This window comes from Streptomyces sp. Root1310 (genome assembly GCF_001426425.1).
Classification (GTDB): Bacteria; Actinomycetota; Actinomycetes; order Streptomycetales; family Streptomycetaceae; genus Streptomyces.
The window spans coordinates 861,783-878,831 of the sequence record NZ_LMEQ01000001.1; the positions used below are offsets into that span (position 1 = coordinate 861,783).

The 17,049-nt window shown below is 72.0% G+C and carries 14 protein-coding genes and 3 tRNA genes; 10 read left to right on the top strand and 7 right to left on the bottom strand.

From position 1 onward, the window contains the following. The first annotated feature begins 151 nt into the window (after positions 1–151). Positions 152–808 (top strand): class F sortase, encoded by a 657-nt coding sequence (locus ASD48_RS03920; RefSeq protein WP_079073593.1) that lies wholly within the window; start codon positions 152–154, stop codon positions 806–808. Positions 809–853: 45 nt separating this feature from the next. Here ASD48_RS03920 and ASD48_RS03925 read toward each other — a convergent pair whose 3' ends face one another. Together ASD48_RS03925 and ASD48_RS03930 are read right to left on the bottom strand one after the other, a co-directional pair. Further along, positions 854–2,404 (bottom strand): alpha-1,2-mannosidase, encoded by a 1,551-nt coding sequence (locus tag ASD48_RS03925; protein WP_199875629.1) that lies wholly within the window; start codon positions 2,402–2,404, stop codon positions 854–856. Between the two features lie 310 nt (positions 2,405–2,714). Then, positions 2,715–4,901 (bottom strand): alpha-galactosidase, encoded by a 2,187-nt coding sequence (locus tag ASD48_RS03930; RefSeq protein ID WP_242432494.1) that lies wholly within the window; start codon positions 4,899–4,901, stop codon positions 2,715–2,717. A 442-nt stretch (positions 4,902–5,343) separates the two neighbouring features. Between ASD48_RS03930 and ASD48_RS03935 the strand changes: the two genes are divergently transcribed. The 3 genes from ASD48_RS03935 to ASD48_RS03945 all read left to right on the top strand — a co-directional run bounded on the left by ASD48_RS03935 (position 5,344) and on the right by ASD48_RS03945 (position 7,903). After that, the gene (locus ASD48_RS03935; protein WP_057600988.1) at positions 5,344–6,438 is read left to right on the top strand and encodes a LacI family DNA-binding transcriptional regulator; all 1,095 of its coding nucleotides are present in this window, start codon (positions 5,344–5,346) and stop codon (positions 6,436–6,438) included. Between the two features lie 41 nt (positions 6,439–6,479). Then, positions 6,480–6,989, top strand: coding sequence for a hypothetical protein (locus ASD48_RS03940; RefSeq protein WP_057599926.1), 510 nt, complete (start codon positions 6,480–6,482; stop codon positions 6,987–6,989). 188 nt (positions 6,990–7,177) lie between these two features. Next, entirely contained in the window at positions 7,178–7,903 is a 726-nt protein-coding gene (locus tag ASD48_RS03945; protein ID WP_057600989.1) for a hypothetical protein, read from the top strand. 249 nt (positions 7,904–8,152) lie between these two features. Here the strand turns inward: ASD48_RS03945 and ASD48_RS44670 are convergent, their stop codons facing one another. Together ASD48_RS44670 and ASD48_RS03955 are read right to left on the bottom strand one after the other, a co-directional pair. Beyond that, positions 8,153–8,455: an antibiotic biosynthesis monooxygenase family protein gene (locus ASD48_RS44670; RefSeq protein ID WP_057599927.1), complete on the bottom strand. Its 303-nt coding sequence runs from the start codon at positions 8,453–8,455 to the stop codon at positions 8,153–8,155. 504 nt (positions 8,456–8,959) lie between these two features. Next, positions 8,960–9,922: a carbohydrate kinase gene (locus tag ASD48_RS03955; RefSeq protein WP_057599928.1), complete on the bottom strand. Its 963-nt coding sequence runs from the start codon at positions 9,920–9,922 to the stop codon at positions 8,960–8,962. Positions 9,923–10,181: 259 nt separating this feature from the next. On the opposite strand from ASD48_RS03955, the gene ASD48_RS03960 reads away from it, so the two are divergent. The 4 genes from ASD48_RS03960 to ASD48_RS03975 all read left to right on the top strand — a co-directional run bounded on the left by ASD48_RS03960 (position 10,182) and on the right by ASD48_RS03975 (position 14,266). Continuing rightward, on the top strand, positions 10,182–11,195 hold the full coding sequence (locus ASD48_RS03960) for a sugar ABC transporter substrate-binding protein (RefSeq protein ID WP_057599929.1): 1,014 nt from the start codon (positions 10,182–10,184) through the stop codon (positions 11,193–11,195). Between the two features lie 134 nt (positions 11,196–11,329). Further along, positions 11,330–12,325, top strand: a complete 996-nt coding sequence (locus tag ASD48_RS03965) for an ABC transporter permease (RefSeq protein ID WP_057599930.1) — start codon at positions 11,330–11,332, stop codon at positions 12,323–12,325. After that, entirely contained in the window at positions 12,322–13,158 is an 837-nt protein-coding gene (locus tag ASD48_RS03970) for an ATP-binding cassette domain-containing protein (RefSeq protein ID WP_057599931.1), read from the top strand. The genes ASD48_RS03965 and ASD48_RS03970 overlap by 4 nt, the downstream gene beginning before the upstream one ends. Positions 13,159–13,234: 76 nt before the next feature. Further along, on the top strand, positions 13,235–14,266 hold the full coding sequence (locus tag ASD48_RS03975; protein WP_057599932.1) for a LacI family DNA-binding transcriptional regulator: 1,032 nt from the start codon (positions 13,235–13,237) through the stop codon (positions 14,264–14,266). Between the two features lie 217 nt (positions 14,267–14,483). Here the strand turns inward: ASD48_RS03975 and ASD48_RS03980 are convergent. The 3 genes from ASD48_RS03980 to ASD48_RS03990 form a co-directional block, all read right to left on the bottom strand. After that, positions 14,484–14,557 (bottom strand) — tRNA-Ile (locus tag ASD48_RS03980). A gap of 169 nt (positions 14,558–14,726) precedes the next feature. Beyond that, positions 14,727–14,799: transfer RNA gene (locus ASD48_RS03985), tRNA-Asn, on the bottom strand. Positions 14,800–14,804: 5 nt separating this feature from the next. Further along, positions 14,805–14,877, bottom strand: a tRNA-Asn gene (locus ASD48_RS03990). Positions 14,878–15,033: 156 nt separating this feature from the next. On the opposite strand from ASD48_RS03990, the gene ASD48_RS03995 reads away from it, so the two are divergent. Both ASD48_RS03995 and ASD48_RS04000 read left to right on the top strand, forming a co-directional pair. Further along, positions 15,034–15,339 carry a hypothetical protein gene (locus ASD48_RS03995; protein WP_057600990.1) on the top strand — a complete coding sequence of 102 codons (306 nt, stop codon included), beginning with the start codon at positions 15,034–15,036 and terminating at the stop codon, positions 15,337–15,339. A 169-nt stretch (positions 15,340–15,508) separates the two neighbouring features. After that, positions 15,509–16,966: an FGGY family carbohydrate kinase gene (locus tag ASD48_RS04000; RefSeq protein ID WP_028806369.1), complete on the top strand. Its 1,458-nt coding sequence runs from the start codon at positions 15,509–15,511 to the stop codon at positions 16,964–16,966. Positions 16,967–17,049: the final 83 nt, after the last annotated feature.

A 17,049-nucleotide genomic window follows, 5' to 3' on the forward strand; every position in this document is an offset into this window, starting at 1 on the left:
CGCGCACCTCGGCCCGCCGCCACCGCCCCGGCCGGCGTCCGTCGGCGTCCGCGTGTCGCCGCGTACCACCGCTCACCTCGGCGGACGCGCTCGCACCCTCGCGGGCGTCCGCGTGTCGCCGCGCAAGCACCCATCCCGCTTGGAGCCCGTCATGTCCCCCGTGCACCGTCCGGTACGCAGCCGTGCCACCCTGCCTGCCCCGGCCGCCGCCCGGCTCGTCCGCGCCGCCCTCGTCGTACCCGTGGCGCTGGCCGTGCTCACCGGCTGCTCCTCCGCCACCGGGAAGACCGCCACCGCGGCCGCCCCGGGTTCCTCCGCCACCGCGGGTGCCTCCGCGTCCGGCGGCGCACCGCGGGCCGGGCAGCCGCCGGCTCCCGCCGAGGTGAGCATCCCCTCGCTCGGGATCACCGGTCCCCTGATGGAGCTCGGCCTCGACACGGACGGCACCGTCGAGGTCCCGCCGGCCGACAAGGGCATGACCGCGGGCTGGTACACCGGCGGCGCCGTGCCCGGTGAGCCCGGTGCCGCCGTCATCATCGGCCACAACGACACCCGGTTCGGCAGAGCCGTCTTCCACGACCTCCACAAGATCACCGAGGGCGCGGACATCACCGTCACCGACACACGAGGGGGGACGGCGCACTTCTCCGTCACGGCCACCGAGAGCGTCAGCAAGGGCTCCTTCCCCACCGGGAAGGTCTACGGCCCGACGAAGGACCGCGCCCTGCGGCTGATCACCTGCGACGGCGACTTCGACGCCCAGGGACACCCGGTGAACAACCTCATCGTCTACGCGACGCGGGACTGACCGCAGGACCGCAGGACCGCGGCCGGCGGCCGGCGGCCGCCTCGCTCAGCTGTCGCGGAGGCGGGTCGCCAGGGCGGCCAGGGTCTGGGCGGTCTCGGTCAGGGACCGGACGGCCGCCTCCAGGTCCGCGGCCAGCAGGGGCGCCGGGATGGCGAGGGACGCGGATGCCGGTGCGGGTACGGGAACCGGCGTGCCGCGGTAACCGATCGGGCCCTCGTCGTAACGCTGGTAGTAACCGGTGAACGCCCGGCCGACGGGACCTTCGACGAAGCGGACCCTGGCGAGCTGGGTCTCGATGGCACCGGAGTTACGGGTGATGTCGAGGCGGTAGTGGCGGTAGCCCGAGGCGGGGACGCGGAGACGGAACTCCCTCGTCTCGAAGCGGCTGTCGAAGGTCTCCCCGGCGCGGGAGTCCAGGCGCGTCCAGGTACGGCCGTCGTACGAGCCCTCGAGGGTCCAGTCGCGCGGATCGCGATCGGGGCTGTCGTTCGCCGACATCAGGGTGTAGGAGGTGACGACCGCGGAGTGGGCCAGGGTGAAACGGAGCTGGGGGGCGTCGTCGTGCGCCAGCCACTTGGACCGGGAGCCGTTCAGCAGGTTGTCCGCCGTCTCCCCCGCTTCGTCGAACTCGTCGCTCGCCTCGACGTCGGCCACCCGGGCGTCGGTGGCGGCTTCGCCCGGCACGGTCTGGAGCATGGCCACGCCCGAGTTGCCTCGCTGGTCACGCCAGGTCACCCGCTCCACGGGCGCCACGCCGTCGTCCACGAGCAACCGCAGTTCACGGGAGCTGTGCCAGCCACCGCCGTAACCCTCCTCCGTGCGGAAGCGGTGCAGCCCGGACGCCGACGTCTCCTCAAGACCCTCCGGGAAGACCCAGCCGCCGGTGAGGCGGCCGCGGTACTCGTAGGCCGTACCGTCGGCGGTGCGGTGGCAGCCGTGGAAGTCGGACATGTTCGACTGGAAGCTGATGGCCGACTCGGTGCCGTCCTCCCCTCGCCAGCCGAGCTGCGCGGGCAGCGAGTGCTCGTCCCGGTCGAGGTGCAACACCAGCCGCGGGGCCTCCTGCCAGGACGTCGACGAGGAGTCGTGGGCGGCGCGGAGTTCCGTCCGGTAGGCGAACACCGAGTTCCGGGCGGCCTGCGCCGCCAGCGCGCGCTGCGAGGCACCTCGTTCGGCCACGGAGTCCAGGGTGATCCGGTAGAGCCGGAGCGTGCTGCGCGCCTCGGCCGAAGCGCGTATCTCCAGGGTGTTGGTCCCCGGTTTCAGCAGGCCGGCCGGCACCGCGAAGACGTTGTCCTGCGGCAGGTCTCCGCCGCCGGGCACGGTGAGGCCCTCGGCCAGCGCCTCCCCCTGGACGAGTACGTCGATCGGGGCGTGGCCCGGGGCGGAGCCGAGCCTGGAGACGAGGGCCGTGACCGTGAGCGTCGCCTCGGGGATGTCCGCCGGGTCCGCCACCTCGAAGTCCAGCGTCACCGTTGCGCCCGCGTCCAGCGTCAGGTGGGATCCGCCGAACTCGGCCCGGTCGTGCCTGACCACGGCGTTGGACAGCCGGGCGGGCTCGACGGAGAAGTCGGCGAAGGTGGCCTTCAAGCTCATTGCGCTCAGCTCCTGATAGACAGTCAACAACGTTGTCACCAACGGGAGGTGACGCGACCAGGAGGACCCTAGTGCCTGGCTCTGACAGTGCCTGACGCCCGAGCCGACGGGCGCGGGTCGGCCGGTGGCGCACCGACGGCCGCGCACCGACGGAGGCGCGCAGACGGGGGCCGTCTCCCGCGGCGGCGGGCTCGACCGCCGGGCAGCCGCGAAGGGACCGGGACCACCCGGAAGCGTCGGCCCGCGGCGCCCGGACCGGCCGGAAGCGTCGGCCCGCGGCGCCCGGACGATGACATACGTGACCCGCCGCTCAGGGGTGCGGCGGCCTGCCGTCCGGCAGGGGTGACGCCAGGTCGAGGCGGAGCAGTACGGCGGTGCCGGGGCGTGGCAGGGAGACGGTGAGCCGCCCCTCGGCGGCGTCCCAGGTCGCTTTCGCGTCGGCGGTGACGGGGTAGAGCGGCGTGGGGCGGAGGTGACTGCCACGCAGGTGGGAGACCGGGACCACGCAGGTGCTGTTGTCGTCGGCGGAGGGCCGGTCGCGGCGGCTCGGGACGATCCCCTGCCCCTCGGCGGCGGGCCCTCGTCGCCACAGTGCGAGCCAGGTGGCGGCGGGACCGCGCCAGCCGTAGGCGAGCCAGGTGTCCTCCCAGGAAGGCAGGCCGAGCGGCCAGAAGGGCAGGCTGCGGGGGATCTCCGCGCGCAGGGCCTTGTAGACGGAGAGACCCGAGCGGACGAGGTCGAACTGCTCCGGGCTCATGCGGTCGAGGAACCCGGACAGGTGGACGCGGCCCGGCAGCGCGCCGGTGAGGGTGAAGGCGATCTCGTCGAGGCCGAAGTGCGGCTGGGGGTAGGCCCACACGGCGGCTTGCTCGGGGGTCGCCGCGGTGGCGGCCGCGGCGGCGATGGGCGGGTAGCGCAGGGGGTCCTGCTGGTCGCTGGTGGACTGGATCTGGACGACGGCGAGCTGGGCGTAGTCCATGCGCAGTCCGCCCGACGCGCAGTTCTCCAGGACGAGACCGGGGTGCCGGTCGAGGAGGGAGCCGAGCCAGTCGAGATGCGCCCGGTGGTGCCCGAGCAGCCCGGCGCCGGCGCTCTCGCCGCCGTTCTCCGTGCCGGGGCCGATGTTGATGTTGTAGTCGAGCTTCAGATAGCCCACCCCCCACTCCCCCACGAGCCGGTCGACGACCCGGTCGAGGTGGCCGCGGGCCGCGGGGTGACGCAGATCCAGGTGGTGACGGCCGTGTTCGGTGACGCGGACCCCGCCCCGGCGGAAGAACGCCTCGGGCGGCAGGGTGTCGGCCAACGGGCTGCGCACACCGACCACTTCGGGCTCCAGCCACAGTCCGGGCGTCATCCCGTGCGCTCTGACGGCGTCCAGAACCTGCTGGATACCGCCCGGAAATCGCCGGTCCGAGGCGTCCCACGCGCCGACGGCGTCCCACCAGCCCCGGGCGTCGTCGTCGTACCAGCCCGCGTCGATGACGAAGACCTCGGCGCCGACGACTCCCGCCGCTTCGACGAGCGGCAGGAGCCGCTCGGTGGTGGGGTCGCCCATCAGGGTGTTCATGTAGTCGTTGTAGATCACCGGGAGCGCCGTGTGGTCCGGGTGGCGGCGACGGATCCGGCGCCGGTAGGCGGTGAGTTCACCGAACACGGCGTCCAGACCGCCGGTCTCGGCCCGCACCAGGACGGCGGGGACGGTGCTGAACTCCTGGCCGGGCACCAGGGTCCGGTGCCACTGATGGTGGGCGTCGTCGGGCCCGAAGAGAGCGAGGTAGGCGGCGCCCTCCCGTTCGCCGGTCTCGTAGCGCCAGCCCGCGCTGGACTCGATCTGCCAGAGCCAGGCCCGGCCCGTCCGGTCGTCGGTGAGCGCGGCCATCGGCAGGTGCCGTCCCGAGGACCAGCCGCCCTGCGAGTACCGCTCGAAGCAGCCGCGCCCTTCGTGGCCGTGGGCGGCCCGGCTCAGGGGGACGACGTGGTCGCGGAAGGCGCTGTGCCGCCAACGGCACTCGGCGAGCCAGTCGTTGTCCGCCCAGTGGAGGGTCAGGCCGTCCGGCGCGCCCGAGTCGTCCACGATGCCGCCGACGGCCAGGGTGGACACGCTCTCCAGCCGGAGCGGGGCGCGGCCCTCGTTGACCAGGCGCACCTGCGAGCGGAGGAACCCGGCGCCGGGGCGGGTCCGCAGGGTGATGTCGGCGGCGAGGCCGGTCACCGGATCCGCCAGCCGGATCGTCGTGCGCTGCCAGACCTCCTCGTCGACCGTCTCGTGGTCCCGGTAGGCCAGCCGGGCGCCGATGGCGGTGTCGATGAATCGTTCACCCGACCAGGTGCGGCCGTGACCGGTGGCGGTGACCTCGACGAGCGGCAGCAGCGCGTGCCATTCCTGGCCCGGCGCGCCCAGTCTGACCGACCCGGCGGAATCCGCGACGGCATGCAGCCCCAGGGCCTCGTGGGACCAGAGCAGAGACGTCCCGGCCGCTTCGTAGGAGATGGTCAACGCGGTTTCCCCTTCTGCCGTGCGTGGTCCCGCGCGTACGCCACGGTGCGCGACGACCGCTGCGCGCGATGCCTGACATCCGCTGCGTCGCGGTGCCCGACATCCGCTGCGTCGCGCTGCTCGACGTCCGATGCGTCGCACTGTCCGACGTCCGATGTTGCGGTGTCCCGATGCGTGGCGGTGCCCGACGTCCGCTGCGTCGCGGTACGCGGTACCCGAAACCCGATGCGTCGCGGTGTCCGAGGCCCGACGCACCGCGCGGTGGCGAGCGCCCGGCGGGGCATGCCGCGTGGCGCCCGCCGGGCTCGCCCGCGGCGGCCCCGCCGGGCGCCTCCGCACCCGCCTCCGCACCCGATTCCCGCCCGCTCCGCGCCCGTCGGCGCGCGATGTGCGCTGATACGCTCGCCGGGCGGATCCGGGGTTCTTGTTGACGGTCGACATGATGGCCGATCACAATCGTGACATGGATGTGACCGGTCACACAAGCCTCGGCGGCCCCTCGGATCACGGAGCGGGGCCGCGTAAGGCGGCCAGCATCCGGGACGTGGCCCAGGCAGCCGGCGTCTCCTACCAGACCGTCTCGAGGGTCATCAACAGCCACCCGAACGTCCGCGAGGAGACCCGCAAGCGGGTCGAGGCGGCCGTCGAGGCACTGGGATTCCGGCGCAACGCCACCGCGTTCGCGCTGGCCAGCGGAGTCACCCGGTCAGTCACCGTACTGACGTCGAACACCACCCTCTACGGCTATGCGGCCACCCTCCAGGGCCTGGAGGAAGCGGCCCGCGCCGCGGGCTACTCGCTGGGCGTGAAGCTGCTGACGCCGGAGGACGACCTGGACCGCACCATCTCCTCGGCCGCGGCCGACGGCGGGGGACTGATGGTCATCGGCTTCGACCGGCTCGCCGCTTCCGCTCTGGACCGGGTCCCGGAGAACGTGCCGTGCGCCGCCGTCGTCGAAGCGCCCTCACCAGGCCGGACCCCTCCCCGTCCGGCCGTCTGGGCGGACGACCGGGAAGCGGCCCGCGCCGCCACCGCGCACCTTTTGGAGCTCGGGCACCGGACCGTCCACTACGTCGCGATCCCGACGTCGGTGGGCACCCGGCACTCGGAAGGGCCGCGCGCGCAGGGCTGGCGGGCCGCCCTGGAAGCGGCCGGCATCACCCCGCCCGAACCCCACGGCGGCAAGGGCTGGGACGCACGGGTCGGCTACGACGAGGGGCGGGAACTCGCCCGCGACCCGGAGGTCACCGCGATCCTGTGCGGCAACGACGATCTGGCGCTGGGTGTGCTGCGCGCCCTGCACCACGCCGGGCGGTCGGTCCCGGGAGACGTCAGCGTCATCGGCTTCGACGACGCCCCGCACGCGGAGTTCGTCACCCCGTCGCTCACCACCGTCCGGATGGACTTCCAGGGTCTCGGCCGCGACGCCTTCGCCCTGCTGCGCGGCCGGCTGGAGAACGGCTACCGGCCCCCCGCTCCGACGTTCGACGGCACGGCCCTGATCATCCGCGAGAGCACGGCGCCCACCGACGCCTGACCCCGGGCCGACACCGCGCCCACGGTCAGTAGATTTCCGCCATGAGTGACGACGAGGAGTACCTGGAGAAGAGCCCGGCCGCCGCGCGGATGGGGAAGGCCGCGGAGTACCTGGTCGCGGCCTCCTGCATCCTCGCCACAGGCGGCGAACTGAACGTCTCCACCTCGCTCGTGGACGACGAGGGGGTCGACCTCGTCTTCCACCGGCGCGGCAGTTCCACGACCCTGGCCGTGCAGGTGAAGGCCCGGATGTCCACGGGAACACAGGTCCGGCAGGGCAAGCTGATGGCGTTCGTGCGGTCCCAGACGTTCCAGCCGCGGTCCGACCTGGACATGCTGTTCGTCGCCGTCGACGTGGAACGCGGGGCGATCATGACGGCCTGGCTGATACCGAGCGCCGCCTTCGAGGCGATGGTGAGCGCGCCCGACAGCAGGGGGCGCTTCCGGTTCTCCGCTTCCATGAAGCCGGACTCCAGGGACCGCTGGACCCCGTTCCGGCTGACGGCGGCCGAACTCCCGCGGCGCGTGCTCGCCCGGCTCGCCGAACTGTGAACACGGCGTCCACCCAGCCGCCCGCGCCCGCGGCTGCGGCTGCGGCTGCGGCTGCGGCTGCGGTGACGCAAACACCCATGCGGGGTTGAGTACCCGTACTCAACCCCGAACGCGCGCCCTGATCCATCGTGGAGATCACCGACCCGGACCCGACCGGAGCGACCCGGACCGACCCGAAGGATCCCCCGATGACCGATGCCTCCAGCTCCCGCGCTCTCCCGCGCCTGCGCCGCCTCCTCGCGCTCGCCACGGACAACCGGCCCGCCCAGGGTTATCTGGCGGTGGTCGCCGCCTCCGCAGCGGTCATGTTCCTGTTCCCGGAGAGCGGCTTCGCCGCAGGCCCCCTGATCCTCACCGCGCCCCTCTCCTTCCTGATGGTGGTCCTTCCCTTCGGTCCCGGCATCGAGAGCGGCGGGGCGGCAGGAGTGGCGGCCATGGTCTTCTGGGCGGGGTGGCTGCTGCTGTGCACGCTCGTGAACGCCGCCGTGCTCGGCGCCCTCGTCGCGAGGTCCGCGACCGAGGCACCGTCCGGAGGCCGTGCGCCCCTTCCCCGTGTCGAGGCCCCCGCCGGGCGCCCCCGGCCGGGGAGAACCCGGGCCCTGCTGGCGCCGGCGGTGGACAACTGGCTCGCGCGTGGGTACCTCGTCGTGGTCGCGGCGGCACTGGGCTTCTTCCTCTGCGCCGCGTACGTGCTGCCGGACCCGGGCTTCGCCGGGATCTGGCCGCTCATGGCCACGGCACCGGTCGGCTTGTTCGCCTTCCTGTTGTCGACACCCGCGGAGTACTCCTCGCTCACCTGGCTGAGCCCTCTGATCTTCGCCGCCGGTACGGCCCTGGCCGGGCTGTTCAACGCCGTGCTGCTCGGCCGCCTCGCCCACAGGCTGCGGGTGCGCGACCCGCGTCCGGCCGTCTGAGATCGGCGCCTCGGGACTCCCGACGCCTGGTCAGTGGCCGGGCACGGGGCGGACGGTGAGGATCCGCTGCACCTGTCCGACCGGGCCGTCGGCGTCGTGCAGAACCGTGCGGGTGCCAGTCGTCGACTCCACCGGTGTCCCGCACTCGTCGAGGGCGAGTCGGCCCAGGTGTCGTAGCTGATCCGGGCCAGGACCGAAGCCGCCCGGACGACGCCGGGCAGCCGACCCGTCCCGGTTCGACCGGGCTCGCTACGACTTCGTGGCCAGCGGGTCGAGGAAGGTCAGCACGGAGGCGTCCTCTTCGATCAGCGGGACGAGAACGGCGTTGAACGGGGCGCCGTACGGGGCGTTCAGGTGTGCCTGGAAGGCGTCCTCGTCCCGGTACACCTCGAAGATCCAGAAGGCGCGCGCGTCGGACGCCTTGGTGTAGACGTCGAAGGCGATGTTGCCCTCCTCCTCGCGCACCTTCAGGGCGTAGTCGCCGATCAGACGGGCGACTTCGTCCTCGGCTCCCTCGCGGGCGGTGAACTCGGCGAGCAGGGTCTTCTTCACGGTCTCGTGTCTCCTTGTCGGTGGTGGAGGTCGGTCTCGGGGGTCACTCGGGGGTGACTCGGGGCGGATGCGGGTGCCCGACGAGGGCCTTGTCCGGTTTCGCCGAGCCGTTCTCGGTGAAGACCCGCACTCCCAGGCCGCGGGGCCGGGAGAGGTCCGGTCGCCGATCGCGGCCCTGCCGCTCCCGCCGAAGACCTCGCCGGACGACCGGTCGACGCGGATCCGCAGCGTCGCCTTGCCGCCCGGCGCGTCCGCGTCCGCGTCCGGAGCGCATGGCGTCTCCTCCCGTGCGCCGCGGCCGTCCGGACGGCGAAGCCCGCCGCCCGGCGCGGATCCGGCCCGAGGAGTGACGCCCTGCCGGCACCGTCGTCCACGACACCGGCGAGGAGTGAAACGTCGTCGACTGGTGTCAACGATGACATCGGGTGGCCCGATCATGGGGGCGATCCGGCCGACGCGTCAACGGTCCGGCCGTGACGTCCGGCTGAGCGGCTCGCTCGCCCGTCAGGCGCGGTCGGCTGCGGCGAACTGCGCCAGCCGGCTCGCCCACGGCGGGTTGGGGCCGGCGACAGAGCAGGTCAGGGCCGCTACGTGGGTGCCGAAGCGGCAGGCTTCCGCGACGTCGTCCAGGCGGAGTTCCGTCAGCCTGCCGCCCAGAAGCCCCCGGCTGCCGAGGTGGTGCAGCAGTCCGGCGGTGAAGGAGTCGCCGGCTCCGACGGTGTCGACGACGCTCGTCCGGACGGCGGGCACCTGGACCCGTTCGCCGTCGAGCGAGGCCAGGGCACCGTCGACACCGCGCGTGATCACGACGAGCCGCGCCCCGGCCGCGTGCCAGATGTCGCACGCCTGCTCGGGTGGCGTGCCCGGCAGCAGGAGTTCCAGGTCGTCCTCGCTCAGCCGCAGCACGTCGGCGAGGGTGCACCAGTGCGCCAGCCGGGCCCGGTAGACGTCGGGACGGACCAGCAGTGGCCGGACGTTGGGGTCGATGCTGATGGTCGTGTGAGGGGCGGCCGCCGCGAGGAAGTCCTCGACCACCGTCGCGCCGGGCTGCCGGACCAGGGCCAGGGATCCGGTGTGCAGGCAGGCGGTTCCGGACAGGTCGACGCGGGCCAGTTCCTCGGGCGTCCACTGCCAGTCGGCCGTGTTCTGGGCGTGGAAGGAGAACGCGGCCTGGCCCCGGGCGTCCAGTTCCGCCACGGCGAGCGTGCTGGGCTCCGCGGCCCGGACGGCGTCCGACAGGTCCACCTCCGACGCCTCCAGATGTGCGCGGAACAGACGGCCGAACACGTCGTCCGACAGGCGCGCGAGGAAGCGGGCCGGGGTGCCGAGACGGGCCAGGGACACTGCCGTGTTCGCGGGTCCGCCGCCCGGCAGTACCCGTAGGGCGAGTTCGTTCGAGGTGCTCGCGGGTTCGGCGAACGCGTCCGCGACGCACTCCCCCAGGACGGTGATCTGACGCGGGCTCATGGGCTGCTCTTCTCTGACGGACGAACGGGGCACACCGGCACGCCGGTCACACGGGAGCACGGCTGCCGGACAGCCAGGGCGGGCGGCAGCCGCGGACGTTTGCCGATTTGTGACGAGCGTGGGGCATTGACGTTTCCGGGAGACGGAGTCCATCATCCTCGCCAGGCAGTGTCAACGATGACATAAGTCAACGATGACACCCCGGGCGGCGTGCTCTGATCCTCGCTCCGTGCCGCTCGCTATCCCACAGGAGTCGATCATGTCTCGCACCACTCGTCCCTCCTCCCTCCTCAGAGTCGCCGCGGTTTCGGGCGTCGCGGCCCTCACCCTGACGGCCTGCGGGTCCGGCTCCGGATCGGACTCGTCGGGTTCCGGCTCCGGCGAGGTCAAGGTCGGCCTGATCACCAAGACCGACACCAACCCGTTCTTCGTGAAGATGAAGGAGGGCGCGGAGAAGGCCGCCAAGGAGAACGGTGCCCAACTGTCCACCGCGGCGGGCAAGTTCGACGGGGACAACGCCGGTCAGGTCACCGCCATCGAGAACATGGTCGCCGCCGGGGTCAAGGGCATCCTGATCACCCCGAGCGACTCCAAGGCGATCGTGCCCGCGATCGAGAAGGCCCGCGCCAAGGGCGTTCTGGTCATCGCCCTGGACACCCCGACCGAGCCGGAGAGCGCGGTCGACGCCCTCTTCGCCACCGACAACCTCAAGGCCGGCGAGCTGATCGGCGAGTACGCCAAGGCCGCGATGAAGGGCAAGACGGCGAAGATAGCCGCGCTCGACCTCGCGCCGGGCGTCTCCGTCGGCGTGCAGCGCCACGACGGTTTCCTGAAGGGCTTCGGCGCCGCAGAGAAGGACGTCGTGTGCGCCCAGGACACGGGCGGTGACCAGGCCAAGGGCCAGACGGCGATGGAGAACTGTCTCCAGAAGGAGCCCGGCATCAACGTCGTCTACACCATCAACGAGCCGGCGGCCCTGGGCGCGTACACCGCCCTGAAGGCCAAGGGCCGGGAGAAGGACGTACTGATCGTCTCCGTGGACGGCGGCTGCACGGGCACCCAGGCCGTCAAGGACGGCAAGATCGCCGCCACTTCTCAGCAGTACCCGCTGAAGATGGCCGCCGAGGGCGTCAAGGCTGTCGTGACGTACGCCAAGGACGGCAAGAAGGCCTCCGGTTACACCGACACCGGGGTCACGCTGATCAGCGACAAGGCACAGGACGGCGTCACGTCGAAGGACACCGCCTACGGCCTGGACAACTGCTGGGGCTGAGCCACCCGCCTGGTCCGCACACCCCTCGGCGGGGCGGCCGTCCCTTCCTCCCCGACCGGGTGCGGCCGCCCCCTTGTCCTCTTGTCCTCCGACCAGGAAGGACAACGACCACTGTCTTCCGACAAGGACTTCGCATGACAGCCACGACCACCCCGTACTCGGACCTCAAAGCACCGACCACGGCCCGCAGACTGCTCACGGCACCGACCACCGGACCCCTGGTCGCCCTCCTCCTGGCCTGCGCCTTCTTCTCCCTCTCGACCGACCAGTTCCTGACCGGCGGGAACTTCTCGCTGATCGTGCAGCAGGTCATGGTCGTGGGCACCCTGGCCATCGGGCAGACCCTGATCATCCTCACCGCGGGCATCGACCTGTCGTGCGGTGCCGTGATGGCGTTCGGCAGCATCGTGATCGCCAAGATGGCCGCCGAGGGCTCCCTGCCGCCGCTCGTCGCCATCGCGCTGGGCATAGCCGTCTGCGGCGGGTTCGGACTGCTCAACGGGCTGTTGGTGCAGAAGATCCCGCTGCCGCCGTTCATCGTGACCCTCGGCATGCTCAACGTGGCGTTCGCGCTGACCCACATCTACTCCGAGGAACAGACGGTCACCAACCTGCCCGGCCCGCTGACCGCCCTCGGCGAGACCTTCCCGCTGGGCCACACGGACATCACCTACGGCTCCCTCGTCACCATCGCCCTGTTCCTCCTCCTCGCCTACGCGCTCAGCAGCACCGGCTGGGGCCGGCACGTCTACGCCCTGGGCAACAGCGCCGAGGCCGCCCGGCTGAACGGCATCCGCACCTCCCGCCTCACCATCGGCATCTACACCGTGGCCGGTCTGCTGTACGGCGTCGCCGCCCTGCTGCTCATCTCGCGCACCGGAGTCGGCGACCCGCAGGCCGGCCAGACCGACAACCTCGACAGCATCACCGCCGTGGTCCTCGGCGGCACCAGCCTCTTCGGTGGCCGCGGCTCGGTCCTGGGCACCTTCATCGGCGTTCTCATCGTCGGCGTGTTCCGCAACGGCCTCCAGCTGATGGGCGTCGCGTCCATCTACCAGACCCTGATCACCGGAGTCCTGGTCATCCTCGCGGTGACCGTCGACCAGCTCTCCCGGAAGAAGGCACGATGACCGCCACCTCGTCCCCCACGCCCGTGCTGCAGGCCCGCGGTCTGGTCAAGCGGTACGGCCAGGTCACCGCCATCGACGGCGCCGACTTCGACCTGCTGCCCGGGGAGGTCCTCGCCGTCATCGGCGACAACGGCGCGGGCAAGACCAGCCTGATCAAAGCCCTCACCGGCGCGGTGACCCCCGACGCGGGCGAAATCCGCCTGAACGGCGAACCCATCACCTTCTCGGGCCCGCAGAGCGCCCGCGCCCACGGCATCGAGACCGTCTATCAGGACCTCGCCGTGGCCGCGTCCATGGACATCGCCTCGAACGTGTTCCTCGGGCGCGAGCTGCGCCGCCCCGGTGTCCTCGGCAGCGTCTTGCGCATGCTGGACAAGAAGCGCATGCGTCAGGAGGCCGCCGAGCACATGGCCGACCTGAAGATCGGCCTGCGCTCGCTGACCCAGTCGGTGGAGACGCTCTCCGGCGGACAGCGGCAGGCGGTCGCGGTCGCCCGGTCCGTCGCCTGGGCCCGCAGCGTCGTCGTCATGGACGAACCCACCGCCGCCCTCGGCGTCAAGGAGTCCGGGCAGGTCCTGGACCTCATCCGCCGCGTCCGCGACAGGGGCATGCCGGTCGTCCTGATCAGCCACAACATGCCGCACGTCTTCGAGATCGCCGACCGGATCCACGTCCACCGCCTCGGTCGGCGCGCTGCCGTGATCAAGCCCTCCGACTACTCCATGGCCGAGGTCGTCGCCATCATGACCGGCGCTCTCACCGTCGACGCGGCCGGAGATACTGTCGTAGCGGATTCGGAGGCCGCGAAGGCCGCCGGAGTCCAGGCCACCTGACAGCACAACCCCGCTCTCACAGCTTCCGGCCGAGGCCGCGGCCGGAACCGAGAGCCCTCAGGAGACGGTTTCCTCGATGGCAGCGAACCGCCGCCCTACCCTGGCCGACGTCGCCCGCGAAGTCGGAGTCAGCGCCAAGACGGTCTCCCGAGTCCTCAACGAGGACGGACCCGCCTCGGCACAGACCAGGGAACAGGTACTGGCCGCAGTGGCCAAGCTGGGCTTCCAGCCCAACCTCATGGCCCGCAACATCCGCGTCGGCGGCCCGGACACCACCATCGGCCTGGTCATCCCCGACCTCGCCAACCCCTTCTTCGGAGCCGTGGCCCGCGGGATAGAGGACACCGTCCGCGAACGCGGGCTGACCCTCCTCATGGGCTCCTCCGCGGACGACCCCGAGCGCGAACGCGCCCTGACGGACAAATTCCTCGCCCGCCGCGTCAGCATCCTGATCCTGGTTCCGTCGGTCGGCGCCGACCACTCCCACCTCAAGTCCCACCGTACGGCGGGACTGCCCGTGGTCTTCCTCGACCGACCCGGAGTCGGCCTCGCCACGGACAGCATCGTCAGCTCCAACCGGGCCGGAGCCCACGACGGCGTCGCCCACCTCGTCGCCCACGGACACCGGCGCATCGGCTTCGTCGGCGACCTGCCCGCAAAGCTGTACACCCGCCGCGAACGTCTGGCCGGATACCGCTCGGCCCTGCAGGAGGCGGACCTTCCCCAGGACCGCTCGCTCGTCACCAGCGCCCACGATCAGCCGGGCGCCGAGGCCGCGACCGCCCAACTCCTCGGCCTGGCCGATCCCCCGACCGCCCTGTTCGCCGGCAACAACATCATGGCTCTCGGCATCGTCGCCGAACTGGCCCGCAGCAAGCGCAAGGACGTCGCCGTGGTCGCCTTCGACGACGTGGCGCTCGCCGAGGCACTCGAGCCGGCCCTGACGGTCGTCGCCCAGGACGCGGAAGAACTCGGCCGGGCAGCCGCGACAACCGCCCTGACCCGACTGGACGGGGACCGCTCCCGAGCCCGGACCGTCACCGTCCCCACCCGCCTGATCGTCCGAGGGTCGGGTGAGCTCCCCGTCCCCGGAACGCGGGAAGGGTGACCTGGAGCCGACCGCCTGACACGGCGCCCCCGTACGGCGGCGAACCCCCGGGCGGTCGGCTCCCGAGCGCCCCGGCGGAGCACCGCCGCAACCACCGGCCGCGCCACGGCCGTCACCGGTGCTCCGCACGCGAGCGGCGGATTCGGTGCGACCAGGCGGAGTTGACGATCCGACACCCAAAAGAAGAACGTTTCCGCAGGTCGGACAACGTAAAAGGTGGGGCGGGTGGGACTCGAACCCACGGCCGACGGATTATGAGTCCGCTGCTCTAACCGGCTGAGCTACCGCCCCATAGCGGCGTGTCGCGTACATGTGTGCGCGCCGTCTGCCGCAGCATAGCCGCTCATACGATCTCACGCTTCGGCTGGTGGACCTTGCACGACCATGGGGGCAGCACCCCTGGCCTGCACGGTTCCCGCCGACATGAAAAAGGACCCCCACGGGGTCCTCGTTCACGATGCTCCCCCGACTGGACTCGAACCAGTAACCTGCCGGTTAACAGCCGGCTGCTCTGCCAATTGAGCTACAGGGGACCGAGCTCCCCCGACTGGACTCGAACCAGTAACCTGCCGGTTAACAGCCGGCTGCTCTGCCAATTGAGCTACAGGGGAATGCCTCGTTTGCATCGAACGTACTCGCCTGGGTATTCGCCAGGAAGCGCTCGCTCGCTGCGACACATACATTAGCGCAAGCAGGGGGGTGCTCCGCCAATCGGTTCCCCCGGCGCCGTGTCGTGCCAGGGACTACGCAAGGAGAGGATGGCCGTCATGCGCTACAAGCTCACGTTCGTCGTCGGGCTGGCTGCGGGTTACGTACTGGGCACGCGTGCCGGGCGCGAGCGTTACGAGCAGTTGAAGAAGTCCGCGCGGCAGGTCGCCCAGAACCCCGCCGTGCGCAACACCGCCGAGACCGCCGCCCACCAGGGCCGCCAGTACGCGGGCAAGGCGTACCACGCGGTCAGCGACAAGGTCGGGGACCGGATGCCGGAATCGGTGGCGGGCCGGGTGCGGTCCCTGCGCGACCGCAACAGCAACGGCGCGGGCGGGGACGACTGGGGCACCAGCAACACCTAGCGGCGCCTTCGAGGCGCCGGGAGGGCCGCCCCGGGGCCGCGGGGATGTGACATATACGGCTCCGTCGCGGGGGCCCGACCAGCCACAACGCCCCGCGCCGGGCAGGAGCGGGGCACCCCTGCGGTCTCCGCGGCCCAACCCGAGCGGCGCGTGCGGCAGAATTTTCGCCATGGGGATAGTCGCCGGGTTGGACAGTTCACCCGATTTCACTCGTATCGTCGTCTGCGACGCGGACACCGGAGCCGTGCTCCGGCAGGGGTATGCGCCGCATCCGATGGAAGGCGCCGAGAGTGCGGGAGGGCGGCCCTCCGATGTCGATCCGCAGGCCTGGCTGCTGTCCCTGGGCGAGGCCGCGGGTGGTGGGCTGCTCGAGGGGGTGCAGGCCATCGGCGTGTCCTCGCAGCAGAACGCCGTCGTGCCGCTGGACGCGCAGGGCAACACCGTGCGGCCGGCGATGGTCGGCGGGGACAAGCGGGCGCAGGTCGCGGCGGCCGACCTGATCGACGCGGTCGGCGGGCGCGAGGCATGGGCGCAGGCGGTGGGATGCGTCCCGCAGGCCGCCCAGCCGGTGACCAAGCTGCGCTGGCTGGCGAAGAACGAGCCGGACGCCGCCGCGCGGACCGCCGTACTGCTCCAGGCCCACGACTGGCTGGTGTGGCAGCTCCTCGGACGGCCCGTACGCAGGACCACCGATCGCGGCGGAGCCTCCGGGACCGGGTACTGGTCCGCCGCCACCGGCGGTTATCGGCCAGATCTCGTCGAGCTGGCACTCGGTCACCAGGCCATGCTTCCCGAGGTGATCGGGCCGTCCGAAGCGGCCGGTACGACGCCGGAGGGCCTGCTGATCTCCGCCGGGACCGGCGAGACCATGGCCGCGGCCCTGGGGCTGGGAATCGGACACGGGGACGCGGTCGTCTCCCTCGGTGCCTCCGGGTCCGTGATGGCCGTGCACCACGAGGCGCTCGTCGACCAGAGCGGGATGATCACCTCGCTGGCCGACGCGACGGGCATGCACCTGCCGGTCGTCACCACCCTGAACGCCGTACGGACCCTGCGCGGGGCCGCCGAGCTGATCGGGGCGGCCGATCTGGAGGCGCTGTCGGACCTGGCGATGAAGTCGACGCCGGGGTCGCACGGGCTGGTCATGCTGCCCTACCTGGAGGGTGAGCGGACGCCGAACCTGCCGCACACGGCCGGGACGCTGGCGGGCCTGCGCCGCGAGTCGATGAAGCCCGAGCACTTCGCGCGGGCCGCCTTCGAGGGCATGCTGTGCGGGCTCGCGGACGCGCTCGACGTGCTGCGCGGCCGGGGCGTGGAGGTGCGGCGCATCTTCCTGCTCGGGGCGGCGGCCGAGCTACCGGCCGTGCAGGCGGCGGCGCCCGCGCTGTTCGGCGCGCAGGTCGTCGTGCCGCAGCCGGCGGACTACGCGGCGATCGGAGCCGCCCGGCAGGCCGCCTGGGCGCTCGGAGCGTCGCAGGGCACCCTCGACCCGCGGACCCCGCCGGCCTGGCAGGGGGCGGCCGCGCAGGTCCTCGACCCGGGCGAGGAGCTGGCCGTCGGGCAGGCGGTACGTCAGCAGTACGTGTCGGTGCGGGAGCAGACACATCCGGGAGCGTTCCGCGGATAGGAACGCAGGGACGAAGGAACGCTCGGACGAAGGGGTCCGCGGAGGGGAGTGAGGGGGCCGCGGACAGGAGCGCGCGGGGCGTA

Coding starts and splice junctions, on each gene's coding strand:
- ASD48_RS03920 (WP_079073593.1), top strand. CDS start 152: ATGTCCCCCGTGCACCGTCCGGTACGCAGCCGTGCCACCCTGCCTGCC.
- ASD48_RS03925 (WP_199875629.1), bottom strand. CDS start 2,404: ATGAGCTTGAAGGCCACCTTCGCCGACTTCTCCGTCGAGCCCGCCCGG.
- ASD48_RS03935 (WP_057600988.1), top strand. CDS start 5,344: ATGGCCGATCACAATCGTGACATGGATGTGACCGGTCACACAAGCCTC.
- ASD48_RS03940 (WP_057599926.1), top strand. CDS start 6,480: ATGAGTGACGACGAGGAGTACCTGGAGAAGAGCCCGGCCGCCGCGCGG.
- ASD48_RS03945 (WP_057600989.1), top strand. CDS start 7,178: ATGACCGATGCCTCCAGCTCCCGCGCTCTCCCGCGCCTGCGCCGCCTC.
- ASD48_RS03955 (WP_057599928.1), bottom strand. CDS start 9,922: ATGAGCCCGCGTCAGATCACCGTCCTGGGGGAGTGCGTCGCGGACGCG.
- ASD48_RS03960 (WP_057599929.1), top strand. CDS start 10,182: ATGTCTCGCACCACTCGTCCCTCCTCCCTCCTCAGAGTCGCCGCGGTT.
- ASD48_RS03965 (WP_057599930.1), top strand. CDS start 11,330: ATGACAGCCACGACCACCCCGTACTCGGACCTCAAAGCACCGACCACG.
- ASD48_RS03970 (WP_057599931.1), top strand. CDS start 12,322: ATGACCGCCACCTCGTCCCCCACGCCCGTGCTGCAGGCCCGCGGTCTG.
- ASD48_RS03975 (WP_057599932.1), top strand. CDS start 13,235: ATGGCAGCGAACCGCCGCCCTACCCTGGCCGACGTCGCCCGCGAAGTC.
- ASD48_RS03995 (WP_057600990.1), top strand. CDS start 15,034: ATGCGCTACAAGCTCACGTTCGTCGTCGGGCTGGCTGCGGGTTACGTA.
- ASD48_RS04000 (WP_028806369.1), top strand. CDS start 15,509: ATGGGGATAGTCGCCGGGTTGGACAGTTCACCCGATTTCACTCGTATC.